The sequence below is a fragment of the Streptomyces sp. NPDC002889 genome (assembly GCF_042888425.1).
Classification (GTDB): Bacteria; Actinomycetota; Actinomycetes; order Streptomycetales; family Streptomycetaceae; genus Streptomyces.
On sequence record NZ_JBIAPT010000008.1, the window covers coordinates 201,972 to 226,475 of the forward strand.

Annotated in this window: 15 protein-coding genes and 1 pseudogene; 8 read left to right on the forward strand and 8 right to left on the reverse strand. The window is 71.0% G+C overall.

The annotated features are described in order from the left end of the window. Window positions 1-1,827 carry an acyl-CoA dehydrogenase gene (locus ACFYWI_RS14375; protein WP_389230608.1) on the reverse strand — a complete coding sequence of 609 codons (1,827 nt, stop codon included), beginning with the start codon at window positions 1,825-1,827 and terminating at the stop codon, window positions 1-3. Window positions 1,828-2,045: 218 nt separating this feature from the next. Here ACFYWI_RS14375 and ACFYWI_RS14380 point away from each other — a divergent pair, with 218 nt between their 5' ends. The 4 genes from ACFYWI_RS14380 to aspS all read left to right on the forward strand — a co-directional run bounded on the left by ACFYWI_RS14380 (window position 2,046) and on the right by aspS (window position 6,878). Then, a complete protein-coding gene (locus tag ACFYWI_RS14380; protein WP_389230611.1) occupies window positions 2,046-2,498 on the forward strand; it encodes an SseB family protein in 453 nt (150 codons plus the stop codon). A gap of 135 nt (window positions 2,499-2,633) precedes the next feature. Further along, window positions 2,634-3,590 carry a pirin family protein gene (locus ACFYWI_RS14385; protein WP_389230614.1) on the forward strand — a complete coding sequence of 319 codons (957 nt, stop codon included), beginning with the start codon at window positions 2,634-2,636 and terminating at the stop codon, window positions 3,588-3,590. A gap of 128 nt (window positions 3,591-3,718) precedes the next feature. After that, on the forward strand, window positions 3,719-4,816 hold the full coding sequence (locus tag ACFYWI_RS14390; protein WP_389230617.1) for an AI-2E family transporter: 1,098 nt from the start codon (window positions 3,719-3,721) through the stop codon (window positions 4,814-4,816). A 262-nt stretch (window positions 4,817-5,078) separates the two neighbouring features. Next, window positions 5,079-6,878: an aspartate--tRNA ligase gene (gene aspS, locus ACFYWI_RS14395; RefSeq protein WP_389230620.1), complete on the forward strand. Its 1,800-nt coding sequence runs from the start codon at window positions 5,079-5,081 to the stop codon at window positions 6,876-6,878. Between the two features lie 223 nt (window positions 6,879-7,101). Here the strand turns inward: aspS and ACFYWI_RS14400 are convergent, their stop codons facing one another. Together ACFYWI_RS14400 and metG are read right to left on the reverse strand one after the other, a co-directional pair. Further along, window positions 7,102-10,161 (reverse strand): FG-GAP repeat domain-containing protein, encoded by a 3,060-nt coding sequence (locus tag ACFYWI_RS14400; RefSeq protein WP_389230623.1) that lies wholly within the window; start codon window positions 10,159-10,161, stop codon window positions 7,102-7,104. Window positions 10,162-10,405: 244 nt separating this feature from the next. After that, window positions 10,406-12,046, reverse strand: coding sequence for a methionine--tRNA ligase (metG, locus tag ACFYWI_RS14405; protein ID WP_389230626.1), 1,641 nt, complete (start codon window positions 12,044-12,046; stop codon window positions 10,406-10,408). 145 nt (window positions 12,047-12,191) lie between these two features. Here metG and ACFYWI_RS14410 point away from each other — a divergent pair, with 145 nt between their 5' ends. Together ACFYWI_RS14410 and ACFYWI_RS14415 are read left to right on the forward strand one after the other, a co-directional pair. Then, entirely contained in the window at window positions 12,192-12,845 is a 654-nt protein-coding gene (locus tag ACFYWI_RS14410) for a response regulator transcription factor (RefSeq protein ID WP_389230966.1), read from the forward strand. 35 nt (window positions 12,846-12,880) lie between these two features. Continuing rightward, window positions 12,881-13,927 (forward strand): annotated as a pseudogene (locus ACFYWI_RS14415) (sensor histidine kinase); the annotation flags it as partial. Here the strand turns inward: ACFYWI_RS14415 and ACFYWI_RS14420 are convergent. Further along, on the reverse strand, window positions 13,927-15,723 hold the full coding sequence (locus ACFYWI_RS14420) for a VWA domain-containing protein (protein ID WP_389230629.1): 1,797 nt from the start codon (window positions 15,721-15,723) through the stop codon (window positions 13,927-13,929). The pseudogene ACFYWI_RS14415 and the gene ACFYWI_RS14420 sit on opposite strands and share 1 nt — an antisense overlap. A gap of 308 nt (window positions 15,724-16,031) precedes the next feature. On the opposite strand from ACFYWI_RS14420, the gene ACFYWI_RS14425 reads away from it, so the two are divergent. After that, window positions 16,032-18,083, forward strand: a complete 2,052-nt coding sequence (locus ACFYWI_RS14425) for a PhoX family protein (RefSeq protein ID WP_389230969.1) — start codon at window positions 16,032-16,034, stop codon at window positions 18,081-18,083. Window positions 18,084-18,094: 11 nt separating this feature from the next. Here ACFYWI_RS14425 and ACFYWI_RS14430 read toward each other — a convergent pair whose 3' ends face one another. Further along, on the reverse strand, window positions 18,095-19,087 hold the full coding sequence (locus tag ACFYWI_RS14430; RefSeq protein ID WP_389230632.1) for a hypothetical protein: 993 nt from the start codon (window positions 19,085-19,087) through the stop codon (window positions 18,095-18,097). Between the two features lie 97 nt (window positions 19,088-19,184). Next, entirely contained in the window at window positions 19,185-20,663 is a 1,479-nt protein-coding gene (locus ACFYWI_RS14435; RefSeq protein WP_389230635.1) for an APC family permease, read from the reverse strand. Window positions 20,664-20,898: 235 nt separating this feature from the next. On the opposite strand from ACFYWI_RS14435, the gene ACFYWI_RS14440 reads away from it, so the two are divergent. Continuing rightward, window positions 20,899-21,306, forward strand: a complete 408-nt coding sequence (locus ACFYWI_RS14440) for an RNA-binding S4 domain-containing protein (RefSeq protein ID WP_389230638.1) — start codon at window positions 20,899-20,901, stop codon at window positions 21,304-21,306. Between the two features lie 93 nt (window positions 21,307-21,399). Here ACFYWI_RS14440 and ACFYWI_RS14445 read toward each other — a convergent pair whose 3' ends face one another. Both ACFYWI_RS14445 and ACFYWI_RS14450 read right to left on the reverse strand, forming a co-directional pair. Beyond that, complete coding sequence (locus tag ACFYWI_RS14445; RefSeq protein WP_389230972.1) at window positions 21,400-23,343, reverse strand: FUSC family protein; 1,944 nt, start codon at window positions 23,341-23,343, stop codon at window positions 21,400-21,402. Between the two features lie 130 nt (window positions 23,344-23,473). Further along, the gene (locus tag ACFYWI_RS14450; protein WP_389230641.1) at window positions 23,474-24,418 is read right to left on the reverse strand and encodes an NADP-dependent oxidoreductase; all 945 of its coding nucleotides are present in this window, start codon (window positions 24,416-24,418) and stop codon (window positions 23,474-23,476) included. Window positions 24,419-24,504: the final 86 nt, after the last annotated feature.

The window sequence follows — 24,504 nt, forward strand, 5'->3', positions numbered from 1 at the left end:
CTAGAAAGCGGCCTCGTCCAGGTCCATCAGGGAGCCGTCGACGGTCTCGGCGAGCGCGCGCTCGACGGAGACCCCGGGAAGGACGTTGGCGGCGAAGAACTTCGCGGCCGCGACCTTGCCCTGGTAGAACGGCACGTCCTTGGCGGAGGCCGTCTCGAGCTTCTCCACTGCGACGGCCGCACCGCGCAGCAGCAGGTAGGCGACGACCACGTCACCGGAGGCCATCAGCAGGCGGGTGGTGTTGAGGCCGACCTTGTAGATGTTCTTGACGTCCTCGCCGGTGGCGATGAGGTCGTTCGTCATCGTGCCGACGATCGCCTCCAGGTCGACGGCGGCCTTGGCGAGCGCGTCGCGGGCCGGGGCCAGCTCGTCGCCGCCAGTGCCGACGGCCAGGAACTTCTTGATCTCCTCGGAGAGGGTGTTCAGCGCCTGGCCCTGGTCGCGGACGATCTTCCGGAAGAAGTAGTCCTGGCCCTGGATGGCGGTGGTGCCCTCGTAGAGGGTGTCGATCTTGGCGTCCCGGATGTACTGCTCGACCGGGTACTCCTGCAGGTAGCCGGAGCCGCCGAAGGTCTGCAGCGACTGGGCCAGCTGCTCGTACGACCGCTCGGAGCCATAGCCCTTCACGATCGGCAGCAGCAGGTCGTTGAGCGCGACGAGGGACGCGGCGTCCTCGCCGGCGGTCTCCTTGACGGCGATCTCGTCCTGGACGGAGGCGGTGTACAGCACCAGGGCGCGCATGCCCTCGGCGTACGCCTTCTGCGTCATCAGCGAACGGCGCACGTCCGGGTGGTGGGTGATGGTCACCTTGGGCGCGGTCTTGTCCGCGAAGTTCACCAGGTCCTGGCCCTGGACGCGCTCCTTGGCGTACTCCAGCGCGTTCAGGTAGCCCGTGGAGAGGGTGGCGATGGCCTTCGTGCCGACCATCATCCGGGCGAACTCGATGATCATGAACATCTGGCGGATGCCGTCGTGCTTGTCACCGATCAGCCAGCCCTTGGCGGGGTGCTGGTCGCCGAACGTCATCTCGCAGGTGTTGGAGGCCTTGAGGCCCATCTTGTGCTCGACGTTCGTGGCGTACACGCCGTTGCGCTCGCCCAGCTCGCCGGTCTCCCAGTCGAAGTGGAACTTCGGGACGAGGAAGAGCGACAGACCCTTGGTGCCGGGGCCGTGGCCCTCGGGGCGGGCCAGCACGTAGTGAAGGATGTTCTCCTCCATGTCGTGCTCACCGGAGGTGATGAAGCGCTTCACGCCCTCGATGTGCCAGGAGCCGTCCTCCTGCTGCACGGCCTTGGTGCGGCCGGCGCCGACGTCCGAGCCGGCGTCCGGCTCGGTGAGGACCATGGTGGAGCCCCAGCGCTTCTCGACCGCGATCTCGGCGATCTTCTTCTGCACCTCGTTGCCCTCTGCGAAGAGGATGCCGGCGAACGCCGGGCCGGAGGAGTACATCCAGACGGCCGGGTTCGAGCCGAGCAGCAGCTCCGCGTAGGACCAGATCAGGGAGCGCGGCGAGGTGGTGCCGCCGATCTCCTCGGGCAGGCCCAGACGCCAGTACTCGGAGTCCATGAAGGCCTTGTAGCTCTTCTTGAAGCTCTCCGGGACGGGCGCGGTGTTGGTGGCCGGGTCGAACACCGGCGGGTTGCGGTCGGCGTCCGCGAAGGACTCGGCCAGCTCGTTCTCGGCGAGACGGGCGATCTCTTCGAGGATCGACTTGGCGGTGTCGACATCCATCTCCGCGAACGGGCCGGTGCCGTACAGCTTGTCGCGCCCGAGGACCTCGAAGAGGTTGAACTCGATGTCGCGGAGATTCGACTTGTAGTGCCCCATGGCGACGGCTCCGTTAAGGATCGGGAGGAGGATTTCTTACCCACGTACCGGTTAGTAGCTACGATGATGCTACCCGTCGGTAATAAGACGCAACCCCTATCGGGACATCTGTGACACGCCTCGCTACCGCCCGGCCGGGCGCCCGGAGTCTGGCGGAATACGCGCAATACACCGGCTCCGGCAGTCGGCGCGGACGTTCACTGGTTACTCTTGCGGGCATGTACGGCTATGACCAGACCCCGGGCGCTCAACAGCAGCAGTACGTGCCCCAGCAGCCCTCCTACGGGGAGCAGCCGCTGTACCCCGAGCCGTCGCCGCCGTCCCTGGCCGATGCGGTGCGGGCCTTCACGACCGGGTCGCTGTCCGCGGAGGACTTCCAGCAGATCTTCGCGACCTCGAAGGTCTACTGCCCGCGCGGCGACAACCCGGGGTTCCTGGCCCTGCACAACACCCAGCAGCCGGTCATCCCGATGTTCACCACGCTCAAGGAGCTGCGCAGATACGCGGGCAAGGAGTCGAAGTACTTCGTGATCACCGGGTCCGAGGTGATCGACCTGCTGCCGACGGGGTACGGCTTCGTCCTCGACATGGAGGGTGACCACCGAATGGTCTTCGACGCGAAGGCCGTGGAGCAGATGGTCGACTTCGCGATGCGGCGGATGTACGGCTAGAGGCGCCGTGCGTCACACCGGGCGGCCGGTGTCGAGGGATGCGCGCCCGGGAGGAATACCTCTCGGGCGTTTCTGTGTTCCGATGGTTAGAAGTTCATTCTTCAACTAAAATTGGCCGCACAAGGAGGTCCTGTCATGCCCGCAGTGACTGTCGAGAACCCGCTCACCCTGCCGCGCGTCACCGCGCCCGCCGATGCGGTCCCGCGGCCCGTGCTCGCCGTCACCACGGCGCCCAGCGGCTTCGAGGGGGAGGGCTTCCCCGTGCGGCGCGCGTTCGCGGGGATCAACTACCAGTACCTCGACCCGTTCATCATGATGGATCAGATGGGCGAGGTGGACTACGCGCCGGGCGAGCCCAAGGGCACGCCCTGGCACCCGCACCGTGGCTTCGAGACCGTCACGTACCTGATCGACGGAACGTTCGTGCACCAGGACAGCAACGGCGGCGGCGGGACCATCCAGAACGGCGACACCCAGTGGATGACGGCCGGCTCCGGTCTGCTGCACATCGAGGCGCCGCCGGAGGACCTCGTCGTGTCGGGCGGGCTCTTCCACGGGCTCCAGCTGTGGGTGAACCTCCCGGCCACGGACAAGATGATGGACCCCCGCTACCAGGACATCCGCGGTGGCCAGGTCCAGCTGCTGACCTCACCGGACGGCGGTGCGCTGCTGCGGGTCATCGCCGGTGAGCTGGACGGGCACGAGGGGCCCGGCATCACCCACACCCCGATCACGATGATCCACGCGACGCTGCGGCCGGGAGCGCAGATCGAGCTGCCGTGGCGCGAGGACTTCAACGGCCTGGCGTACGTCCTGGCCGGGCGCGGCGCGGTCGGCCAGGAGCGGCGGCCCGTCCACATGGGCCAGACCGCGGTGTTCGGCAACGGCGGTGCGCTGACGGTGTGGGCGGACGACACCCAGAACGGCTCGCACACCGGCGATCTCGAGATCGTCCTGCTCGGAGGCCGGCCGATCCGCGAGCCGATGGCGCACTACGGCCCGTTCGTGATGAACAGTCACGCCGAGCTGAAGCAGGCCTTCGAGGACTTCCAGGCCGGCCGGCTCGGGGCGGTCCCGGTCACCCGCGCCTGACCTCGCGGGGGCGGCCCGGACCATCAGGGCCGCCCCGCGCGGGGATCCGGAGCTCCGATTCTGACGGGGCGTCACCCGACTGAGGGTCCCGGCGGGACACGGCGGCCGCAGCGTGATCACGTAGGAGCGTGCAGACCTCGAAGCCGCCCCTCCCCGATGCCGCACGGCGCGTGGGCGCGTGGTGTGCACTGACGCTGCTCGTCGCCGGGGTGATGGCGGTCGGAGTCTGGCTGATCATCACCTTCGAGAGCGTGGTGACGCCCGTACTGCTCGCGCTGCTCGGGACCGCGCTGCTCGGACCGATGTACCGGCGGCTGCTGAAGATGAAGGTGCAACGCTCACTGGCCGCCGCGCTGACCTGCTGTGCCGTGCTCGCGGTCGTCGGCGGGGCGACGTACATCGTCGTCGCCGCGCTGATCGGGACCGGCGATGAGATCATCGCCGCCCTGCGGCAGGCCGCCCAGGCCATCACCGACCATTTCGGGGCCGCCGGGACCTCGCTGGAGGACCTCGCCGAGAACTCGAAGAACCTGCTCGAGAAGTTCGGCTCCACCGCGGCTTCCGGAGTGATCACGGGGCTGAGCGTGGTGGGGCAGATGATCGCCACCGCCGTGCTGGCGCTGCTGCTGATCTTCTTCTTCCTGCGGGACTCGCACCGGGCCGCCGGCGCGCTGCGCTCGCTCGCGCCGAGCAGTACCGGGGACGTCCTGGTGGCCATGGGCCGGCGGGCCTTCGAGGCAGTCGAGGGCTTCATGCGCGGGACGACGTTCATCGCGCTCATCGACGCCGTGTGCATCACGGTCGGACTGCTGATCCTGCGGGTGCCCGGCGCGGTCGGTCTGGGAGCGCTGGTCTTCGTCGGTGCGTACATCCCGTACCTCGGCGCGTTCCTCTCCGGCGCGGTCGCCATCCTTGTCGCCTTCGCCGAGCGGGGCTGGGTGATCGCCCTGTGGGCGCTGGGCGTGGTCATGGCCGTGCAGGTACTGGAGGGGCATGTGCTGCAGCCGATGATCCAGAGCCGCACGGTCCAGATGCATCCCGCCGTGGTGATGCTGGCGATCACGGCCGGGGCGTCGGTCGCCGGGATCCTCGGGATGCTGCTCGCCGTGCCGGTCACGGCGGCCGCGTTCGGGGTGTTCGGCGAGCTGCGGGAGCGTTACGGCTCCGAGGAGAGCCGTGGGGCTCCCGGAGCGTCCCGCCCCGGCCCCTCCGCGGGCGGCTCGTAGAGCTCGAACCGGATCGGCCTGTCCTCGCCCCGTGGATCCACGCCCTGCGGATCCAGGTCCGACGAGTGGGCGCCCCACGAGTCGGCGAGCACCTCCGTCAGCACCGGGCACCCCGACGACGCCATCCGCCCGGTCGGCGATCCTTCTCGTGCAAGACCCGCCGGAGCGGTGTCGCGTATATGCCAAAGAGGGGACGTGGTGCCGGGCGGTAACCTTGACGGGCCCGGCCCACACCCGAATCCCCAAGACTGGATGAACGACGATGCATCGGTACAGGTCCCACACCTGCGGCGAGCTCCGCGCCTCTGACGTCGGTACCGACGTCCGGCTGAGCGGCTGGCTGCACAATCGCCGAGACCTGGGTGGCATCCTCTTCATCGATCTGCGCGATCACTACGGCATCACGCAGCTCGTCGCCCGCCCCGGCACCGCCGCCTACGAGGCCCTCGACAAGGTCAACAAGGAGTCGGTCGTCCGCGTCGACGGCCAGGTCGTCTCGCGCGGCGCGGAGAACATCAACCCCGATCTGGCCACCGGCGAGATCGAAGTCGAGGTCTCCGCGGTCGAGGTGCTCGGGGCGTCCCAGCAGCTGCCGTTCCAGATCAACACCGACGACGGGGTGGGCGAGGAGCGCCGCCTGGAGTACCGGTTCCTCGACCTGCGCCGCGAGCGCATGCACCGCAACATCATGCTGCGCACCGCCGTCATCTCCGCCATCCGGCACAAGATGACCGCGCTCGGCTTCAACGAGATGGCCACCCCCATCCTGACCGCGACCTCCCCCGAGGGCGCGCGCGACTTCGTGGTGCCGTCCCGGCTGAACCCCGGCAAGTTCTACGCACTGCCGCAGGCCCCGCAGCAGTTCAAGCAGCTGCTGATGATCTCCGGCTTCGACTGCTACTTCCAGATCGCGCCCTGCTTCCGCGACGAGGACGCCCGCGCCGACCGCTCGCCGGGCGAGTTCTACCAGCTCGACGTCGAGATGAGCTTCGTCGAGCAGGAGGACGTCTTCCAGCCGATCGAGAAGCTGATGACCGAGCTCTTCGAGGAGTTCGGAGGCGGCCGCCACGTCACCTCGCCCTTCCCGCGCATCCCGTTCCGCGAGTCGATGCTCAAGTACGGCAACGACAAGCCGGACCTGCGGGCCCGGCTCGAGCTGGTCGACATCTCGGACGTCTTCGAGGGCTCGGAGTTCAAGGCCTTCGCCGGCAAGCACGTCCGCGCACTGCCGGTGCCGGACACCGCCGGCCAGTCGCGCAAGTTCTTCGACGGGCTCGGTGAGTTCGCCGTCGAGCACGGGGCGAAGGGCCTGGCCTGGGTGCGTGTCGGCGAGGACGGCTCGCTGAGCGGCCCGATCGCCAAGTTCCTGACAGAGGAGAACGTCAAGGTCCTCACCGAGCGTCTCTCGCTCGCGCCCGGCCACGCGGTCTTCTTCGGTGCAGGCGACTTCGACGAGGTCTCCAAGATCATGGGCGCGGTCCGCGTCGAGGCCGCGAAGCGCGCAGGCCACTTCGAGGAGGGCGTGTTCCGGTTCGCCTGGATCGTCGACTTCCCGATGTACGAGAAGGACGAGGAGACCGGCAAGATCGACTTCTCGCACAACCCGTTCTCCATGCCGCAGGGCGGCCTCGAGGCCCTCGAGACGCAGGACCCGCTGGACATTCTGGGCTGGCAGTACGACATCGTCTGCAACGGCGTCGAGCTGTCCTCCGGTGCGATCCGTAACCACGAGCCCGAGGTCATGTTCAAGGCGTTCGAGATCGCCGGCTACTCCAGGGAGACCGTCGAGCGCGAGTTCTCCGGCATGCTGCGCGCGTTCCAGTTCGGCGCCCCGCCGCACGGCGGTATCGCCCCGGGCGTCGACCGCATCGTGATGCTGCTTGCGGACGAGCCGAACATCCGCGAGACGATCGCCTTCCCGCTCAACGGCAACGCCCAGGACCTGATGATGGGCGCGCCGACGGAGCTCGAGGAGGCGCGGCTGCGGGAGCTGAACATCGCGCTGCGCAAGCCGGTCGCCAAGCCCGCCGAGAAGTCGGGCGAGAAGCCCGCCGAGAAGTAGGGCGAGCAGGCACCACGGGACAAGGAGCCCCGTATCGCCCCCACGGGCGGTGCGGGGCTTTCCCGTGCGCCCGGCGTCGGCCCGGACACGACCGGCCGGTGGTGGTGACGGGGGACGCGGCGGCGCTGGGCCGCTGAGACGCCACGAGGGCCCGGAACCGGTGACCGGTTCCGGGCCATTCCGCGTCAGGCGTCGAGGTGATCGACGTCGTCCGATCCGGGTGCTACGTCAGGAACGTGTACCCGCCCCACCCCGTGGAGACCTTGACCCGGCTCGCGAACGACCCCGATCCGTTCCCGGCGCTGCGCCACAGCGTTCCGCCGGTGTCGCGGGAGACAAGGTCGGCCTTGCCGTCGCCCGTGATGTCGCCGACGCCGACGACCGCGTTGTACGAGGAGCCCCAGTCGTCGAAGACCTTCACGCGGCCCGCGAAGGTGCCCGCGCCGGTCCCGTTGTAGCGCCAGAGCTCGTTGGACTTGTCCTGGGCGAGGAGGTCGCCGATGCCGTCGCCGTTCAGGTCCCCGGCGCCGATCACCTTCCTGTAGCCGCGCCAGTCCGCGTACAGCTTCACCCGGGCCGCGAACTTCCCGTCGCTCGTGGCCTTGTGGAGGTACACGGCCCCGGTGGAGGTGACGCGGGTGATCAGATCGGGGCGGCCGTCGCCCGTCACGTCACCGGGCGAGGTGAGGACGTCGTACTGGTTCCAGCCCGTGCCGAGCGAGGTGTAGGGGGTCGACGGAGTCGCCGCCGCGCCGCAGCCCGGTCGGTACGCGCGCAGTGTGCCGCCCGACGTACGGATCAGCACGTCGTTGCAGCGGTCCCCGCTGAGGTCGCCGAAGGCGACGGGGCGGGTGCCGGAGGGCCAGCCCGAGCCGGAACGCTTGCCGGAGAACGTGCCCTGCCCCGTGCCCAGCTGGTACGTCAGCCCACCCGAGGAGTTCAGGGTGAGCAGGTCGCCCCGGCCGTCGGGCTCGGGGTCGGCGTACGCGCCGTAGTCGTGGTGGACGGCGGAGCCGCCGGTCACCTGACCCGAGCCGGAGGCGACGGTGGCGCCCTCGGCCTTCAGCTGCCAGGTGTACGGGCCGTTCGGGAAGAGGCTTTTCTTGCTCGACCTGCCGTCCCACGCGGCGTCGACGGACGTCCGCGCCGCGCCCCCGGTCAGCGTGCGGACCACTTTGCCCTGCGCCGACGTGAAGGTGAGGGACCAGGAGCCGACCGGACGGGACATCAGCCAGTTGCCGCGCCAGGTACGTGAACCGACGTCCGGGGACTTGAGGTTCAGCTGGGTGTTCTCCGTCTCGGAGGTGTACACCGTGTGGGCCGAGGGCGTGACCTCCGCCTGGACGACATGCACCTTGTCCAGAGCGCCGATCCACGCCACCAGGCCGGTGGCCTCGTCTATCGTCCAGCGCAGGCGCCGGTCGTGGCGGAGTTCGGCTCCCGTCGAGTCCGTGCTCACCGGCACGTCCGTGACCCGGACATGGCCGAGGCCCGTCGCCGCGTCCTCGACACTGAGCGTGTGCGCGGCGTGGTCGTGGCGGACCAGGAAGCCGTCGCCCAGGAGCAGATCGCCGCCGGGCATGCGCCGGTGCCACTTCGACTTCATGTCGTACGTTCCGCTGCTGCCGTCCGCGCAGCTCCAGTAGACCCAGCGGCCGGCCGCCTGGAGTTCCTCGGGCAGGCAGGAGACGCCGGTGGAGATCGTCGCGGTCGTTTTCCTCGAGACGAGGTCGTACGCGGTGAGGGTGCCCGGGGCCGCAGGGTCGGCGCTCCACAGCAGGGGGCCGCTCAGCGCGGCGGCGCGCACGGAGCGCGTCAGCAGCGGAGTGCCCCGGCCGAACTCGCCGACGTACTGCTTGGGCGACGCTCCGCCCGAGTGGTAGACCACCCAACGCGCCGACGCGTCCACAAGGGTGCCGCCCGAAGGGGTGCCGAAGTCGATGGGGATCTCGTCGCTGTCCAGGGCGGTGACGCGGTCGTTGCCGCCGGTTGTGGTGATCAGGCCGGTGTCGCCCGCGACCGCGTTGCCCCACAGGGTGTGGCAGTCGGTCTTCGGGTACGCGCACCTGGCGATGGTCGGCTGCCCCGTGGCGCGCGCGGAGGCGGTGAGCGTGCCGTCGGACGCGGCCGTCACCGTCCAGGTGCTGGTGCGGTCGCCGGTGGCGTTCTTCTCGGCGACGCGCAGCAGGCCCCGGTCAAGGGCGATGCCGGTCTTGGCGTACTCGTACGGGGGGACCTGGGCGACCTTGGTCCGGGAAGCGCCCGCCCGCTGCACCCACCAGTCGGTGGCGCCGGAGCCGCCGGTCAGCAGGGCGTCGCCGTCCGGGAGCTGGACGGTGACGCCGGACCAGGTGCCGGTGAGCTGCGTCTGCTCGTCACCCGTCAGGGACAGGCTCACGGCGTCGGACTCCGCGAAGCGGGTCGACGTGACCAGCAGCCGGTCGTGCGCGAACACGGCGCGTGCGTCGTCCGCGTCGCCGAGCGACGGGTACGTGACCGTGGTGGGCTCGGCGTCCGGCGCGGTGCGCGACTTGTAGGAGAGGACACCGCCCTGCGCGTACCAGCCGATGCGTTCGTCGTCGAGCAGCGGGACGAGGTCGTCCGCGAGGTCGGTGTAGACGTCGGTGAAGGTACCGGCCGCAAAGTCGACCCAGGCGATGCGGTGGTCGCCGTCGGCGGTCCGGTAGCCGAGGGCGGCGCCCGCCGTGTCGCCGGCGGTCATCATGCCGCCGTCGAAGATGACGCCCTCGGGGAGCGCCACCTGGCGGATGCGCGACTGCCCTTCGGGGAAGTCGGTGAGGCGGAGCTTGGCGCCGTCGTCGATGACGACCGTTTCGCCGAAGGTGCCGAGGTACGCGCCGCCCCATGTGGACACGGTCGAGCTGAACGTGCCTTGTGCGTCCGACAGGGAGATGACATCCGGATCGGCGGAGTTCGGCTGCGCGATCAGATCCCCGCCCTGCCCGAACCATCCGGCCGGGCACGGCTTCTCGATGTCGGCGCAGGGGCCGAGGCTGTCGTGCGGCACCGGCGTGCTCGTGCCGTCCGAGTACCGCGTCCACAGGAGGGTTTTCGTGCCGTCGTCCTGCCGCTGGAGGAAGCCGGTGCGGCCGCCCGCCAGGAGCTGCGTGGGGCGCGGGATGTCGGTGCGCGGGCTCGCCAGGACCAGCTCCTGGCCTTCGACCGCCCCGGCGGCGACGGCGGTGGCCGGCCCGGGCAGAGCGGCGGTGACGGAGGTGAGCGTGAGCAGGGCCGTGGCGGCCAGGGCGATGCGCGTACGCATGCGGAACAAGAGCGGAACCCCTCCAGGGCGGTACGAGGAGGGCGCTCGAACACGCATGACCGGCGCCGCGGCGCCCCTCCACACAGAAGCGGCGTGATCATACGACGACGGCCCGGGACCTGAGATCCCGGGCCGTCCTGTTTCGCGTACGAGAGTGCCGTCAGTCCTTCTTCGGCTCCTCCAGGCGCGGGCTGTGTCTTCTGGGGGCGACCCCCAGATCCCCGTGTGTTCCCGCGCGGACCCGCTAGTCCTTCTTCGGCTCCTCCAGGCGCGGGAACAGCACCGCACCCTTCGTCACCGTCGTGCCGGCCGGGAGCCTGCCCCACTCGCCCGCCTCCTGGACCTTCTGGTCGGCGAGCGCGCCCAGCGGCGCCTCGGCGCCCAGGGAGTCCCACAGCTTCTGCGAGGTGTCCGGCATGACCGGGTTCAGCAGGACCGCCACGGCCCGCAGCGACTCCGCGGCCGTGTACAGGATCGTCGCGAGCCGGGCCTGGCCGGCCTCGGACCGGTCCTTGGCCACCTTCCACGGCTCCTGCTCCGTGATGTAGCCGTTGACCTGCTTCACGAAGTCGAAGACCGCCAGGATGCCGCCCTGGAAGTCCAGCTCGTCGCCGATCTTCCGGTCCGCCTCGGCTACCGCCTTCGCCAGACCGACCTGGACGGCCTTCTCGGCGTCGCTGTCGGCCGTCGCCGCGGGCAGCGCGCCGTCGAAGTACTTGCCCACCATCGCCGCGACACGCGAGGCGAGGTTGCCGTAGTCGTTGGCCAGCTCGCTGGTGTAGCGGGCGGTGAAGTCCTCCCAGGAGAACGAGCCGTCCTGGCCGAACGCGATCGCGCGCAGGAAGTACCAGCGATAGGCGTCCACGCCGAAGTGCGAGGTCAGATCCTGCGGCTTGATGCCGGTCAGGTTCGACTTCGACATCTTCTCGCCGCCGACCATCAGCCAGCCGTTGCACGCGACCCTGCCGGGCAACGGCAGGTCGTTCGCCATCAGCATCGCGGGCCAGATGATCGCGTGGAAGCGCAGGATGTCCTTGCCGATCAGGTGCACGTCCGCCGGGAAGGTCCCCTCGAACTTCTCCGGGTTCTCGTTGTAGCCGACCGCCGTCGCATAGTTGAGCAGCGCGTCGATCCACACGTAGATGACGTGCTTCTCGTCCCACGGGACCGGGACGCCCCAGTCGAAGGTCGAGCGCGAGATCGACAGGTCCTGAAGGCCCTGCTTGACGAAGTTCAGCACCTCGTTACGGGCCGACTCGGGCTGGATGAACCCCGGGTTGGACTGGTAGAACTCCAGCAGCTTCGGGCCGTACTCGCTCAGCTTGAAGAAGTAGTTCTCCTCCTTGAGGATCTCCACCGGCTTCTTGTGGATCGGGCACAGCCTGGTGCCGTCCTCGGCCTCGATGAGGTCGCCGGGGAGCTTGTACTCCTCACAGCCCACGCAGTACGGGCCTTCGTACCCGCCCTTGTAGATCTCGCCCTTGTCGTACAGGTCCTGCACGAACTCCTGCACACGGTCCGTGTGCCGCTTCTCCGTCGTACGGATGAAGTCGTCGTTCGCGATGTTCAGGTGCTCCCAGAGGGGCTTCCATGCCTCCTCGACGAGCTTGTCGCACCACTCCTGGGGCGTGACGTTGTTCGCCTCGGCAGTGCGCATGATCTTCTGACCGTGCTCGTCCGTGCCGGTGAGGTACCACACCTTCTCGCCACGCTGGCGGTGCCAGCGGGTGAGCACGTCGCCTGCGACGGTCGTGTAGGCGTGGCCCAGGTGCGGAGCGTCGTTGACGTAGTAAATCGGCGTCGATACGTAGTACGCCGGCTCACCCCCGCCTTCGCGGGGAAGACGCTCCGCGGAGTTCAGCTTCTCAGATTCAGTGGCCGCCATGGTCGAAATCCTATCGGCCCGTGGAAGATCCCCTCACACCCCTGAAAAGGGGACGGGGGCCAACGAGACCTCGGCGAAACATCCTCTCCGGTAGAAACGCCTCCTGGGAGGAGGGGACGCGATGACCGAGGGAGAGGGCTGCGGCATGCGGGTACTGGTCGCCGAGGACGAGGAGGTGCTGGCCGAGCTGGTCGCCACGGGGCTGCGACGGGCCGGATTCGCCGTCGACACCGTCTACAGCGGTGACGCGGCCCTCGCGTATCTGGGCCTGCACGACTACGACGTCGTCGTCCTCGACCGCGATCTGCCGCGTGTCCACGGCGACGAGGTGGCCCGCACGCTCGTGGCATCGGGCGCCCGCACCCGGATCCTGATGCTCACCGCCGCATCCGCCATGGAGGACCGGGTGGCGGGTCTCGACCTGGGTGCCGACGACTACTTGGGCAAGCCGTTCGAGTTCCCCGAGCTGGTCTCGCGGGTGCGGGCACTGCGGCGGCGCAGCGCCCGGCCCGTGCCGCCGCTGCTGGAGCGGCGCGGGGTGTCGCTGGACGCCGTGCGCAGGACGGCGGAGCGGGACGGGCGGGATCTGGAGCTGTCCCCGAAGGAGTTCGCGGTGCTGCAGATCCTGCTGGAGGCGGACGGGGCGACGGTCTCGGCGGAGGAACTGCTGGAGCGCGCCTGGGACGCGCACGCGGACCCGTTCACCGGGGCCGTACGGGTGTGTATGAGCAAGCTGCGGGCCAAGCTCGGGGCGCCGGCGCTGATCCGGACCGTGCAGGGCGTGGGGTATGCGCTGTGATCGGGCCCGGTTCGACGATCCGGACCCGGATCGCAATGGTGTACGGGGCGGTCTTCCTGGTCCTCGGGGCCTGTCTGCTCGGGATCGTCAATCTGCTGTCCCGGGTCGGTACGCGGGACGAGGCGGCGGCGATCGCGATGCGCGAGGTCCGGGGGCTGGAGCCGGTCACCGTGCACCGGCTGACTGCCAACGTGTCCGATGCCGCGTCGGAGCAGATGTTGATCTGGTCGGCGTTCGCGCTGCTGGGCACGGCGGCGTGCGCGGTGGTCGTGGGGTGGTGGACGGCGGGGCGGGTGCTGCGTCCCGTACACCGGATGACGGCGAAGGCGCAGCGGCTGTCGGAGCACACGCTGCACAAGAGGATGGCCGTGAACGGTCCGGACGACGAGCTCAAGGAGCTCGGGGACACCATCGACGCGCTGCTGGCACGGCTTGAGCGGGCGTTCGACAGCCAGCGGCGGTTCATCGCCAACGCGTCGCACGAACTGCGCACGCCGCTGGCCACGCAGCGTACGGCCCTGCAGGTAGGGCTGGGCGACGATGCCTCGGCGGCGGAACGGGCCGCCACGAAGGCCATGCTGCTGGAGTCCAACCGGCGCAGCGAGCGCCTCATCGACGGACTGCTCGCGCTGGCGCGCAGCGACCGGGGGCTGGAGGAGCGCGAGGACGTCGACCTGGGGGAGGTCGTGGCCGAGGAGTGCGCGAGGTACGACGTGGCCCCGGCGCCGGACGCGGGCGGTGGTCGCGGGGGCGTCGTACGGGGCAATCGGGCGCTGCTCGCCCGGCTGGTGGGCAATCTGCTCGCCAACGCGCTCGCGTACAACGTGCCGGGCGGGACGGCGGACGTGGCCGTGGAGGGCGGGGTCCTGACGGTCACCAACACCGGGCCGGTGGTCGCCGCGGCGGACATCCCGGGGCTGTTCGAGCCGTTCCGGCGGGGCGAGGGCCGGGACCGGATGGGGCCGGGGGCGGGGCTCGGGCTGTCGATCGTACGGTCGATCGCCCACGCCCACCGCGGCACGGTGACGGCCGAGCCGGGCCCGGAGGGCGGCCTGGCCGTCACCGTGGTGCTGCCTGTCTCCTAGGAGCGGGGCCGCCAGGAGGCGAGGACGCCCTCGAACAGCTCGGCGTCCGGGAGCTCGCGGGGCGCGGGGCCGGCGTGGAAGAACCCGGCGTTGTCGGCCTGGAGCTTGCGCAGATAGTCGAACGCCTTGGCGTCGTGCTCGCCGAACGCCACGAACTGCCAGTAGACGGGCTTGTCGGCGGCCGCGGTGAGCGCGGCGGTGGCCGCGGTCCTGGACTCGGGCGCGCCGTCCGTCTGGAAGATCACGAACGCTGGGCCGTCCGTGTCCGCCTTGGCGTGCAGGGAGAGGACCTCCTCGACGGCGAGATGGTAGTTCGTCCGCCCCATGCGGCCGAGGCCGGCGTGGAGTTCGTCGATGCGGCCCTCGTACGTGTCGAGCGTGAGCTCGCCGGTGCCGTCGATCTCGGTCGAGAAGAAGACGACGTCCACGGCGGCGTCCTCGCGGAGGTGCGCGGCGAGCGCGAGGGCCTGCTCGCCGAGCCGCTGGGCGCTGCCGTCCTTGAAGTACGGCCGCATCGACCCGGACCGGTCCAGCACGAGGTACACACGGGCACGGGCCCCGCTGAGCCCCTGCTTCTTGAGGACGGCGCCTGCGGCGCTGTAGGCCTCGACGAGCTGGGGCGCACTGGACGTGACCCGCGCACGGGAGACGGCGGGCTTGCCTGCGGATGCGGTGTCGTCCGCGGTCTCGGACACCGGGCCGGGCTGCGCCTCGGCGGCGGCCGCGACGGGCTCCGCCTCGGCCTCGGCGGCGGCGTCCGCCGGGATGGCCTCGGCCTCGGCCTCGGCGGCCTCCGGCTCGGCGGCGGCCTCGGCAGCCGGGACGGGCTCCGGCTCGGCGGCGGCGGGGGTGTCGGCCTCCTCGGTCGGGACCGCTTCGGCCTCTGCGGCCGCTTCCGGCTCGGGCTCAGTCTCCTGCGAGCCGGCGTCCGCCTCCGGGGTCGTTTCGTCGTCGGTGGCGGTCGCCTCGGCCGGAGTCTCCGTTTCCGGCTGGGCAGCCGGGACGTGCTCTGCCTCAGCTGCAGCGGGGGCGGCGGCGTCCGCGGTCGGCTCCGGCTCGGCGGCGGCGGGGGTGTCGGCCTCCTCGGTCGGGACCGCTTCGGCCTCTGCGGCCGCTTCCGGCTCGGGCGCAGTCTCCTGCGAGCCGGCGTCCGCCTCCGGGGTCGTTTCGTCGTCGGTGGCGGTCGCCTCGGCCGGAGTCTCCGTTTCCGGCTGGGCAGCCGCGACGGGCTCCGTCTCGGCAACCAGGGGCTCAGCCTGCGGCTCCGCATCCGCGGAAGCCTCGCCCTGCGCGGCCGGGTCCGCCTCGGCGGCGGCCTCGGCAGGCTCCGCCTCGGCAGGCTCGGCCTCCCTTTCGGCCTCGGGCGACGTCGCCTGAGCTCCGACCACACCCTTGGTGCGCGCCCCGATGGGGGCGGCCTCGGCGACCGACCCGGTGACCTCGGACTCCGCCGCGGCCTCCTCAACGGTCTCCGCGGCCGACGCGGACGCAGTGTGCTCGTGCTCCGCGGCGGTCTCCGCAGCGGTCCCCGCGTCCGCGGCCGTGGACTCCCGTCCCGGCGACGTCGTCGTCTGGGAGGGGACCGACGCGGAGCGCTGGTTCGGGCTGTCGAAGGCCGCGGAGACCAGGTCCGCCGCCCGGTCCTCCGGGGAGGACGCCGTCGACTGCGGCGGCACTGTCGGCGTGGCCGGTTGTGTGCGTTCGGTCTGGGGCGGAACGGAGGCTGCCGCCGACTCGTTCTGCTCAGCGCGGTCGCGTCCGAACACCTTGCGCAGCAAACTCCGGATACCCATGGGCGAGGCCTTTCGCATGAGTTGGGTGCGGTGATGGTCCGCTCCTGCGCCGACAACCCTGGCCAGGGCGGACACGTAAGGTTAGCCGCAGGGTAGCGGCCCCTCCGGCCGGGTTCGGGGAGGGGCGGCACGAGGTCCCACGGGTGCCACATTCGGTCACCGTCCCCACACCTCAACCGCGCCTCGTCCGCGCTGCATTCATCCTGCGTTCATGTCATGTCCGCCGCCGTGCAGATGTGCCCGCATAACGTCACGGCCGGAATCATTCCGACACCATGTCGGCGCAGGGTGCGCCGAAGGAGGACGAAGTGCGCAAACTGCTGCCGCTGTTGAACACGAATCCGCACGCAGGCGGACGTTCCGCCCTCACCTGCCGCTACCGCTGCGGCGACGCCTGTTTCCATGAGGTCCCGAACACGAGCGACAACGAGTACGTCGGCGATGTCATAGCCAGCGCCCTTTCGCGGCGTTCGATGATGCGTGCCGCCGCCGTCGTGACCGTCGCCGCCGCGGCCGGTGGCGCGGTCGTGGCGCAGGGCGCGGCCCCCGCCGCCGCCACCCCGGGCCACGGGCACGGCCACGGAAGCACCCCCGACGGCGCCCGCGGGCTGCGCTTCGCGCCCGTCGCGCCGAACAAGGACGACAAGGTCACCGTCCCCGCGGGCTACGAGCAGAGCGTGGTCATCCGCTGGGGCGAGCCCATCCTGCGCGGCGCTCCGGCCTTCGACCCCGACAACCAGTCGGCCGAGGCCCAGGCCGGGCAGTTCGGCTACAACAACGACTTCCTGTCGCTGCTGCCCCTGCACGGCGAGCGCGGCCGCCAGGTTCTCGTGGCGAACCACGAGTACACGGACGAGATCCTGATGTTCCGGGGCTACGACCCCGCGAACCCGACCCGCGAGCAGGTCGAGATCGCCTGGGCCGCGCACGGTCTGTCCGTCGTCGTGGTGCAGGAGCACAGCCGTGGCGGCAAGCTCACGCCGGTCACTCGGCACCCCCTCAACCGCCGCCTGGCCGCGACCAGCGAGTTCGAGCTCACCGGCCCCGCCGCGGGCAGCGCTCTGCTGAGGACGTCGGCCGACCCCACCGGCGCCAAGGTGCTCGGAACGCTGAACAACTGCGCCGGCGGCACCACCCCGTGGGGCACCACGCTGCACGGCGAGGAGAACTTCAACCAGTACTTCGCGAACGGTTCCAGCGCGACCGACAAGCGCTACGGCATCGCCGCGGGCGCGACCGAGCGCAAGTGGGAGCGTTTCGACAAGCGTTTCGACGTGGCGCAGGAGCCGAACGAGTCGCACCGCCACGGGTGGGTCGTCGAGCTCGATCCGTACGACCCGCAGTCCACGCCCCGCAAGCGCACCGCGCTGGGCCGCTTCAAGCATGAGGCCGCGCAGCCCCGCCTCACCGACGACGGGCGTCCGGTCGTCTACATGGGCGACGACGAGCGCTTCGACTACTTCTACAAGTTCGTGTCGTCGAAGCGGATGAAGAAGGGCAGCAGCCGCGCCGCCCGCGAGCACAACCTCACGCTGCTCGACGAGGGCACTCTGTACGTCGCCAAGCTGACGGGCGACTCGCCCAGCGAGATCGACGGCACCGGCAAGCTCCCGAACGACGGTGAGTTCGACGGCAGCGGCCAGTGGATTCCGCTCGCCACCGGCAACGTCTCGCACGTCCCCGGCATGAGCGCCGAGGAGGTGTACGTCTTCACCCGCCTCGCCGGTGACAAGGTCGGCGCCACCAAGATGGACCGCCCCGAGGACGTCGAGCCGTCCCCGCGCAGCGGCCGTGTCTATGTCGCGCTCACCAACAACAAGGACCGCGGCACCGCGGGCAAGGCCCCGGCGGACGAGGCGAACCCGCGCAACGCCAACAAGCACGGGCAGATCCTGGAGCTCGCCGAGCACTGGGACGACCCGGCGGGCGACGGTTTCGCCTGGCGGCTGTTCCTGGTCGCGGGCGACCCGGACGACCCCGCCACCTACTTCGCGGGCTTCCCGAAGGACAAGGTCAGCCCGATCTCCTGCCCGGACAATGTTGCCTTCGACCCGCACGGCAACCTGTGGATCTCGACGGACGGCAACCAGCTCGGCTCGCACGACGGCCTGTTCGGCGTGGCGACGCGGGGCGAGAAGCGCGGTGAGCTCAAGCAGTTCCTGACCGTGCCGGCGGGCGCCGAGACCTGCGGTCCTATCATCCAGGACCGCCGTGTGCTCGTCGCCGTACAGCACCCGGGCGAGATCGACGGCGCGTCCGTCGAGAAGCCCGCGAGTGTGTGGCCCGACGGCCCGGGCAAGATCGTCCGCCCGTCGGTCGTCGCCGTCTGGCGCAAGGACGGCTGCGACATCGGCGTCTGATCATCCGCTGTTCACGAGGTGGCGCCCACCTGTGTGCGCCACCTCGTGAACTGCTCCGCCGGATCGCCCGTGTACGACCAGGGGACCAGCGCCGCCCGCGGTCCCAGCAGCTGGAACAGCTCGCGGGCCTCCGTCGCGAGTCCCGCGTAACAGGCGGCATGCGCCAGGTAGTTGAGCTCGCCCACCTCCTCAGGTGCGACCGGGGCGTCGGGGCGTCCGAGGATCCAGCGCTGCCAGGTGCGCCGTATCTCCACGATCGCCAGCTCGTGCTTCCAGTGCTGGTCGAAGCCGCGTACCTGGCGGCCCTGCGCCGCCGCGGCGATATAGCGGAACTCCTCCACCCGGGCGATCTGCATCAGCACCGGCAGGGGCGACCCGGGCGGAGAGACCCCCGCCGCGTCCCGCGCGAAGTCGTACATCCTGCCGTGCGTGCCGTGCCAGCGCGCCGAGTGGTAGCGCAGCAGCTGCACATGGCCCTCGAAGTTGTACGGGTCGCGCCGGCGCATCTCGTCCCACCAGCGACGCAGTTCGCGCCGCGGCACCCCGTCCTCGTACAGCCGGGCCACGGTCAGCATCGACACCCAGGGCATGGGGTCGGCGGGGTGGGCCGCGGCCGCGGCGAGGCAGGACCGCACGGCGACGTCGAGGCGCGCGCGCTCCACCACCCCGCCGCCATGACCGCTTCCGGGGTCTCCGTCCCGGCCGCCTCCGGCCGCGATCGCCCGGTGGAAGACCCGCACGACGTCCGTCGCCGCGCGCAGCACCGCCGCGTCGGGGTTGTCGGGCTCGGATATCTGCCAGCTCTCCGCTGCCGACGAGCCCGCGGCGGCATGGGCGAGCAGCCGCAGCCGGTGGGTGCGGCACGCCCAGTCGTCTCCGGTGGCGGACAGCAGGTCACGGATGCCCTGCCAGCGTCCGATAACGATGTCATGCAGGGCGTCGGACAGTGGCCGGTCGCCGTGGGCGGGGTCGAAATCGGGTATGAAGCGGCGTCGTGCGGCCATCTGCGGCACTTCCCTCGGTGTGCTCGGCGTTGCCCTCGGCGGTGAGAAGTCCGAGTGTGAATTCGGGTGGTGGGTGCGGGCGGCGGGTGCGGGTCGGTCAGAAGTCCGTGGCCAGGGCCCGGTCGGTGTAGTCCGGGCGCTGGGACGGTCCATCCCCGTCGAGATCCTGTGAGGTGACGGCGTGAGTCGCGTCGAGCCGGGCGGCCGGCCGGTAGTACAGGCTCCCCCGGTGCCAGTACCGGACCAGCGGCACCAGGCCGGTGGCGAGTCCGCCGACGCCGATCGCGATCGCCGCCCCGCTCAGCTCGCCCAGGGACTCGACGAAGATCCACAGCATGAACAGCGCGCCGAGCAGCGGCCAGGCGCCGCCGAGCACGAAGTCGCGCAGCGAGCGCAGCAGCGTCCTGCGGTACGCGACGACCGCGGCGATCCCGGCCAGACCGTAGTAGAACGCGATCTGCAGACCGATCGCGGTGACCGCCGCTCCCAGTACCTCGCCGATCGAGCCGAGTGCCGTGGACGCCGCGAACATCGCGACCGCCACCGCGCCGACGGCGGTGACGGCTGCCCACGGGGTGTTCCAGCGGCGGTGCACCCGGCCCAGTGCGGCGGGCATCGTACGGTCGCGGCCCATCGCGAACAGGGAGCGCGTCACCTGGATCAAGGTGGTCTCCAAGGTGGCGACGGTCGACAGCAGGACTGCGATGACCAGGAGTTTCCCGCCGATCCCGGGCCAGACGGCCTCGCCGAGCGCGCCCAGGACGTTCGAGCCCGCCGCCCGGATCTCGGTGGCGGACAGGGTCATGTTCACCGCGACCGTGCACGCCTCGAAGAGGAGGAAGACGATGCCGACGCCGACCAGCGCGGCGAGTCCGGCGGTGCGGCGGCTGTTGCGGGTCTCCTCACTGAGGTTGCTGGTGACGTCCCAGCCCCAGTAGTAGAACGTGGCGATCAGTGCGCCGGAGGCGAATCCGGCCGTCCCCTCGAAGTGCGAGAAGCCGAACCAGGACCAGTCGAAGGCCAGTTGGCCACCGCCCCGCAGCAGTGCGGCGCCGATGAAGAGCAGCAGTATCACCAACTCGACGCCCGACAGGATAAGTTGCGCGCGCACCGTGAGCCGCGCGCCGCCCAGCACGACCAGCAGCATGGCAAGGAACCAGGCGGCGCCGACGAGTGTGGCCAGCGCGGTGTTCTCGGCGAGTGCCGGGTCGAAGAGCGAGAGCGTGAGCGCACCGGCCGGGAGCGAGCCCGCGACCATGAAGATCGTCGTCGAGACGACCAGGGCCCAGCCGGAGAGAAAGCCGAGGAAGGGGTGGAGGGTGCGGCCCACCCAGGAGTAGCCCGCACCCGCGTTGACGTCGAGCCGGCCGAGTCTGCCGTAGGCGAGGACGATGCCGAGCATGGGTATCGCGCAGTACAGCAGCGCGGCCGGGCCCGCCGGACCGACGGCGGCGACGAGTACGGAGGTGGTGGCCGCGATCGAGTAGGCGGGAGCGCTGCCCGCGACGGCCATGACGATGGTGTCGAACGTCCCGAGGACATTGGGCCGAAGCCCTCTGCCGGAGCTGCTGCGCATGGAAATCTCCGAAATGCCCTTGTACCGCGCGATGTGTGACGGCACATCAGAAGCGAACGCCCGGGTACGGAGGAGTACGCCTCCGTAAAGGGAGATCGTGCGCATCGTAGTCGGATGTGTGCGCTGTGGTGAGGGGGGTGGGTCGTGCCCCCACCCGCACGAGGCGGGTGCGAGGTGGGCCGGCGCCGGAAACAACTCCACGGCCCGCCGGGCCGAGGAGTCGTAGAGTCGGGGCATGGCTTCAGAAGGATCGTCCCCGCCGGACCAGGGGTCCGTACGGGTCGACGCATGGATCTGGTCCGTACGGCTCACCAAGACCCGCTCACAGGCCGCTGCCGCCTGCCGTGCCGGCCATGTGCGCGTCAATGGCGAGCGGGTCAAGCCGGCGCAGTCGGTGCGGACCGGCGACCAGGTGCGGGTGTTCCACGCGGGCCGTGAGCGGCTGGTCGTCGTGTCGAAGATCGTGCGCAAGCGTGTGGGTCCGCCGGTCGCCGTGCAGTGCTACGTGGACAACAGCCCGCCGCCTCCGCCGAGGGAGTTCACGGCCCCGGCCGCGGTACGGGACCGTGGCGCGGGCCGCCCGACCAAGCGCGACCGGCGGGAGCTGGAGCGGCTGCACGGTCTGGGCAGGCCGAAGACCTGAGGCACGGCCTGGGGCGTGTCGTTCGGATCGTTCGGGTCCTTCGGGCCGTGCCGGCTCGCATACCCGGGTTCCCGGGCGCGCTCCGGTCGGGGGTCACGAGCGCGGTGCGGGTGACGCGATCGCCCGTGCCGCCCGCACTTCCTGACGCAGCGGCTCCAGGACCCCCTCCTCGTCGCCCGGCAGATCCGCCCTGACCTCCACCAGCACCTCGCTCCTGCGCACGCCTTCGGCCAGCTCGCGCAGCTGCTGCTCGATGCCCGCGACCTCCGTCGCGGCCGGCGGCCGGGCCCCGTGGTCGACCCTGACCCGGGCCGCCGTCGTCGCGTCCACGATCCGCTCGACCGCCACGACCAGCGGCCACCAGGCGGCGGCCCGTGCCCCGGTCGGGGGTGGCTCGGTCAGGGCGCGCTGGAATTCCGACCGTACGGACGACAGATCCCGGTAGAGCCGCCTGCGCCGCCGCACCCGTTCACTGTGGTCGTGCGGCTCATCCGGATCGGTGCCGAACGCGCACGACACATAGCGCCCGGTGTCCTCGACCGCCACCGCCAGGCGGTCGCCGATCCGGGTGTGCCAGCTCTCCGGCCACAGCAGATAGCCCGCCACCAGCACGATCGCACAGCCGATGAGACTGTCCACGAGCCGTGGCAGCACCAGATGGAAGCCCTGGTGGTTGAGGATGTCCGAGAGCAGCAGGATCACCGGGGTGATCGCCGCGGTCTGGAAGGCGTAGCCCTTCGCCGAGAACGCCGGGATCAGCGCCGCCAGCACCATCATCACGGGCACGTCCCACCATCCCCCGTAGCCCTCGGCAGTGGGGGACCCCGGTCGCGGCAGCGCCGCCAGCACGGCCGCGGCGACGAGCAGGCCGGCCGCCGTGCCGAGCGCACGCAGCACAGCGCGGGAGAACACCGAGCCGAAGTCGGGTTTGAGGACGAAGGTGACGGTGAGCGGGACCCAGTACGAGCGGGGCACCGCCACCAGCGACACCAGCGCCTGCGCGAGCCCGATGCACAGCGCCAGGCGCAGCCCGTAGCGCCAGGACGGCTCGGACAGCAGGACGTCGCGGACCGTGCGCCGGACCCGGACACGCAGCGACGCCGGGCGGCCGAGCCGGTCGTCCACATTCCTCGGATCGTGGTCGGCCTGGTGCACCACCACCGACGCATGGCGCAGCGCCGAGTCCACCGCACGGTCGGCGGGCCCCTCGGGGGTGGGCAGCGCCAGCGGGGGCGCGGTGCGCCGGCCCAGGGCGACCGAGTCCGCCAGCTCCCGCACCGCCGCGGCGATCTCGGGGCGCCGCGAGGCGCGCCCGTACCGGTGCGCCGCCGCGGCCGCCTCGACCAGCGGAATGACCACATTGAGCTGGGCGAGCAGTTCCACGAGCGGGCTGTGGCGTCCGTGCTCCCGGGCGCGCCGGGCGAGGATCAGGTCGTAGGAGGTGTTGAGCGACTGGGTGACGTCCTGGCGGCGCTCGTCGTAGCGCACGGTGCCCGCCGCCGCGAGGAGTTCGGCGACGCTGCGGTATGTCGCGGCGACCGCCGCCTGCTCCGGCGCGCGCCCGCGCCACGGCCACGCCAGCAGCGCCAGGAACAGTACGAACAGCCCGCCCACACCGAGCAGCACAGGCGCCAGCCACCACGGTCGGGGCATCGGCAGCCCCGCGCCCACCACCGAGTTGAGCAGGAGCAGCAGTCCGGACACGGAGGCGACCGCGCCGACCGACGAGATCATCCCGGAGAGGAGCGCGACCAGGCTCAGCACGGCGACGGCCATCCAGCCCTCCCCGTACACCAGCGTGCCGAGGGTGACGCCGATCATGCCGAACAGCTGGGGGATCGCGATGGTGAGGATGCGCATCCGGTAGGCGGCCGCGGTGTCGCTGATCACCCCGGACAGGGCGCCCATCGACGCCAGCGCCCCGTACGCGGGCTGATCGACGGCGAGACCGACGGCGAGCGGCGCGGCGAGTGCGACCGCGGCGCGGCCGACGGCGGCCCGCGGGACGGGCGTGGCCTGCGGGCGCAGGCTGCGCATCAGCCACTCGGGCGGCGCGAGGCGTGCCGTGCGCCGTCCGGTTCCGCCCTCACGTTCTCCCATGGTCATCCAAAGACCTCGGACAGGCCGCCCGGCGCAACCCGGTCGGCAGCCTTCGACGGGTCGTCCCTCACAGGGCGAAGACCGTTTTGCCGCGCGCTCCTTCGACGCGGCTGCGGGCGAGGGCCTCCGGGGCTTTCTCCAGAGGGAGTTCTGCGTCGACCGGTGTCTGCAGCTCCCCGTCGGCCGCCGCCGCGGCGAGCGCGTCGAGCAGGGTGGACGAGGCGTGCAACCGGAAGCCGACCGCCTCGGCTCCGCCCTCGAGCGTCACGGAGCCGGCGGCGAAACGGGTCGCGACGGCCAGTCCACCGGGCCGTACGAGCCCGGCGTATCCGGTGAAGGAACCGGGCCCGTCCGAGACGAGGTCGGCAACGGCGTCCACCCCGTCGGGGCGGACCCCGCGCACCGCGCCGGCCACGTCCTCGGCGGTGCTGTCTACGGTGACGTCCGCCCCGAGCCCGCTCATCAGCCGCCTCTCGTCGCCCCGCACCACCGCCACCACCTGGACGCCGCGGGCCGCCGCCAGCTGGGTGAGACAGCAGCCGACGCCGCCTGCGGCGCCGATGACCAGAAGGCTCTGCCCGGTGCGCAGGGCCGTGACGGCGAGCAGCTGGGCGGCGGTCATCCCGGCGGTGGGAAGCATCGCCGCGGTGCGCATATCGAGGCCGTCGGGCACGACCGTGATCGGCCCGTCCTGCGGCACGGCGACGTACTCGGCAAAGGTGCCGGCGCCGACCGGGGGCCGCATGGCCTGCCCGAACACCGGGTCGCCGACCCGGAAGCGGTTCTTGCCGGTGCCCACGGCCTCCACCCTGCCCGCGAAATCGACTCCCAGGACCAGCGGGAACTCATGAGCGGCGCGGCCGTCGACCGCTCCGTCGGCCATCTGCCGGTCGACGGGGTTCAGCGCCGCGTACGCGACCCTCACCAGCAGCTCGCCCGGCCCGGGCTCGGGCGTGGGGACCTGGAGAAGTTCGGGCTCGGCCCCGAACCGCTTGACCGCGACAGCGCGCATAGCGAACGCCTCCTGACTGACGGCTCGCCCGGCCGTGGGAGCCCGGAGCAGGGCTGTGGGTCCCCCGCGCCCCGTCCTCACTGTCA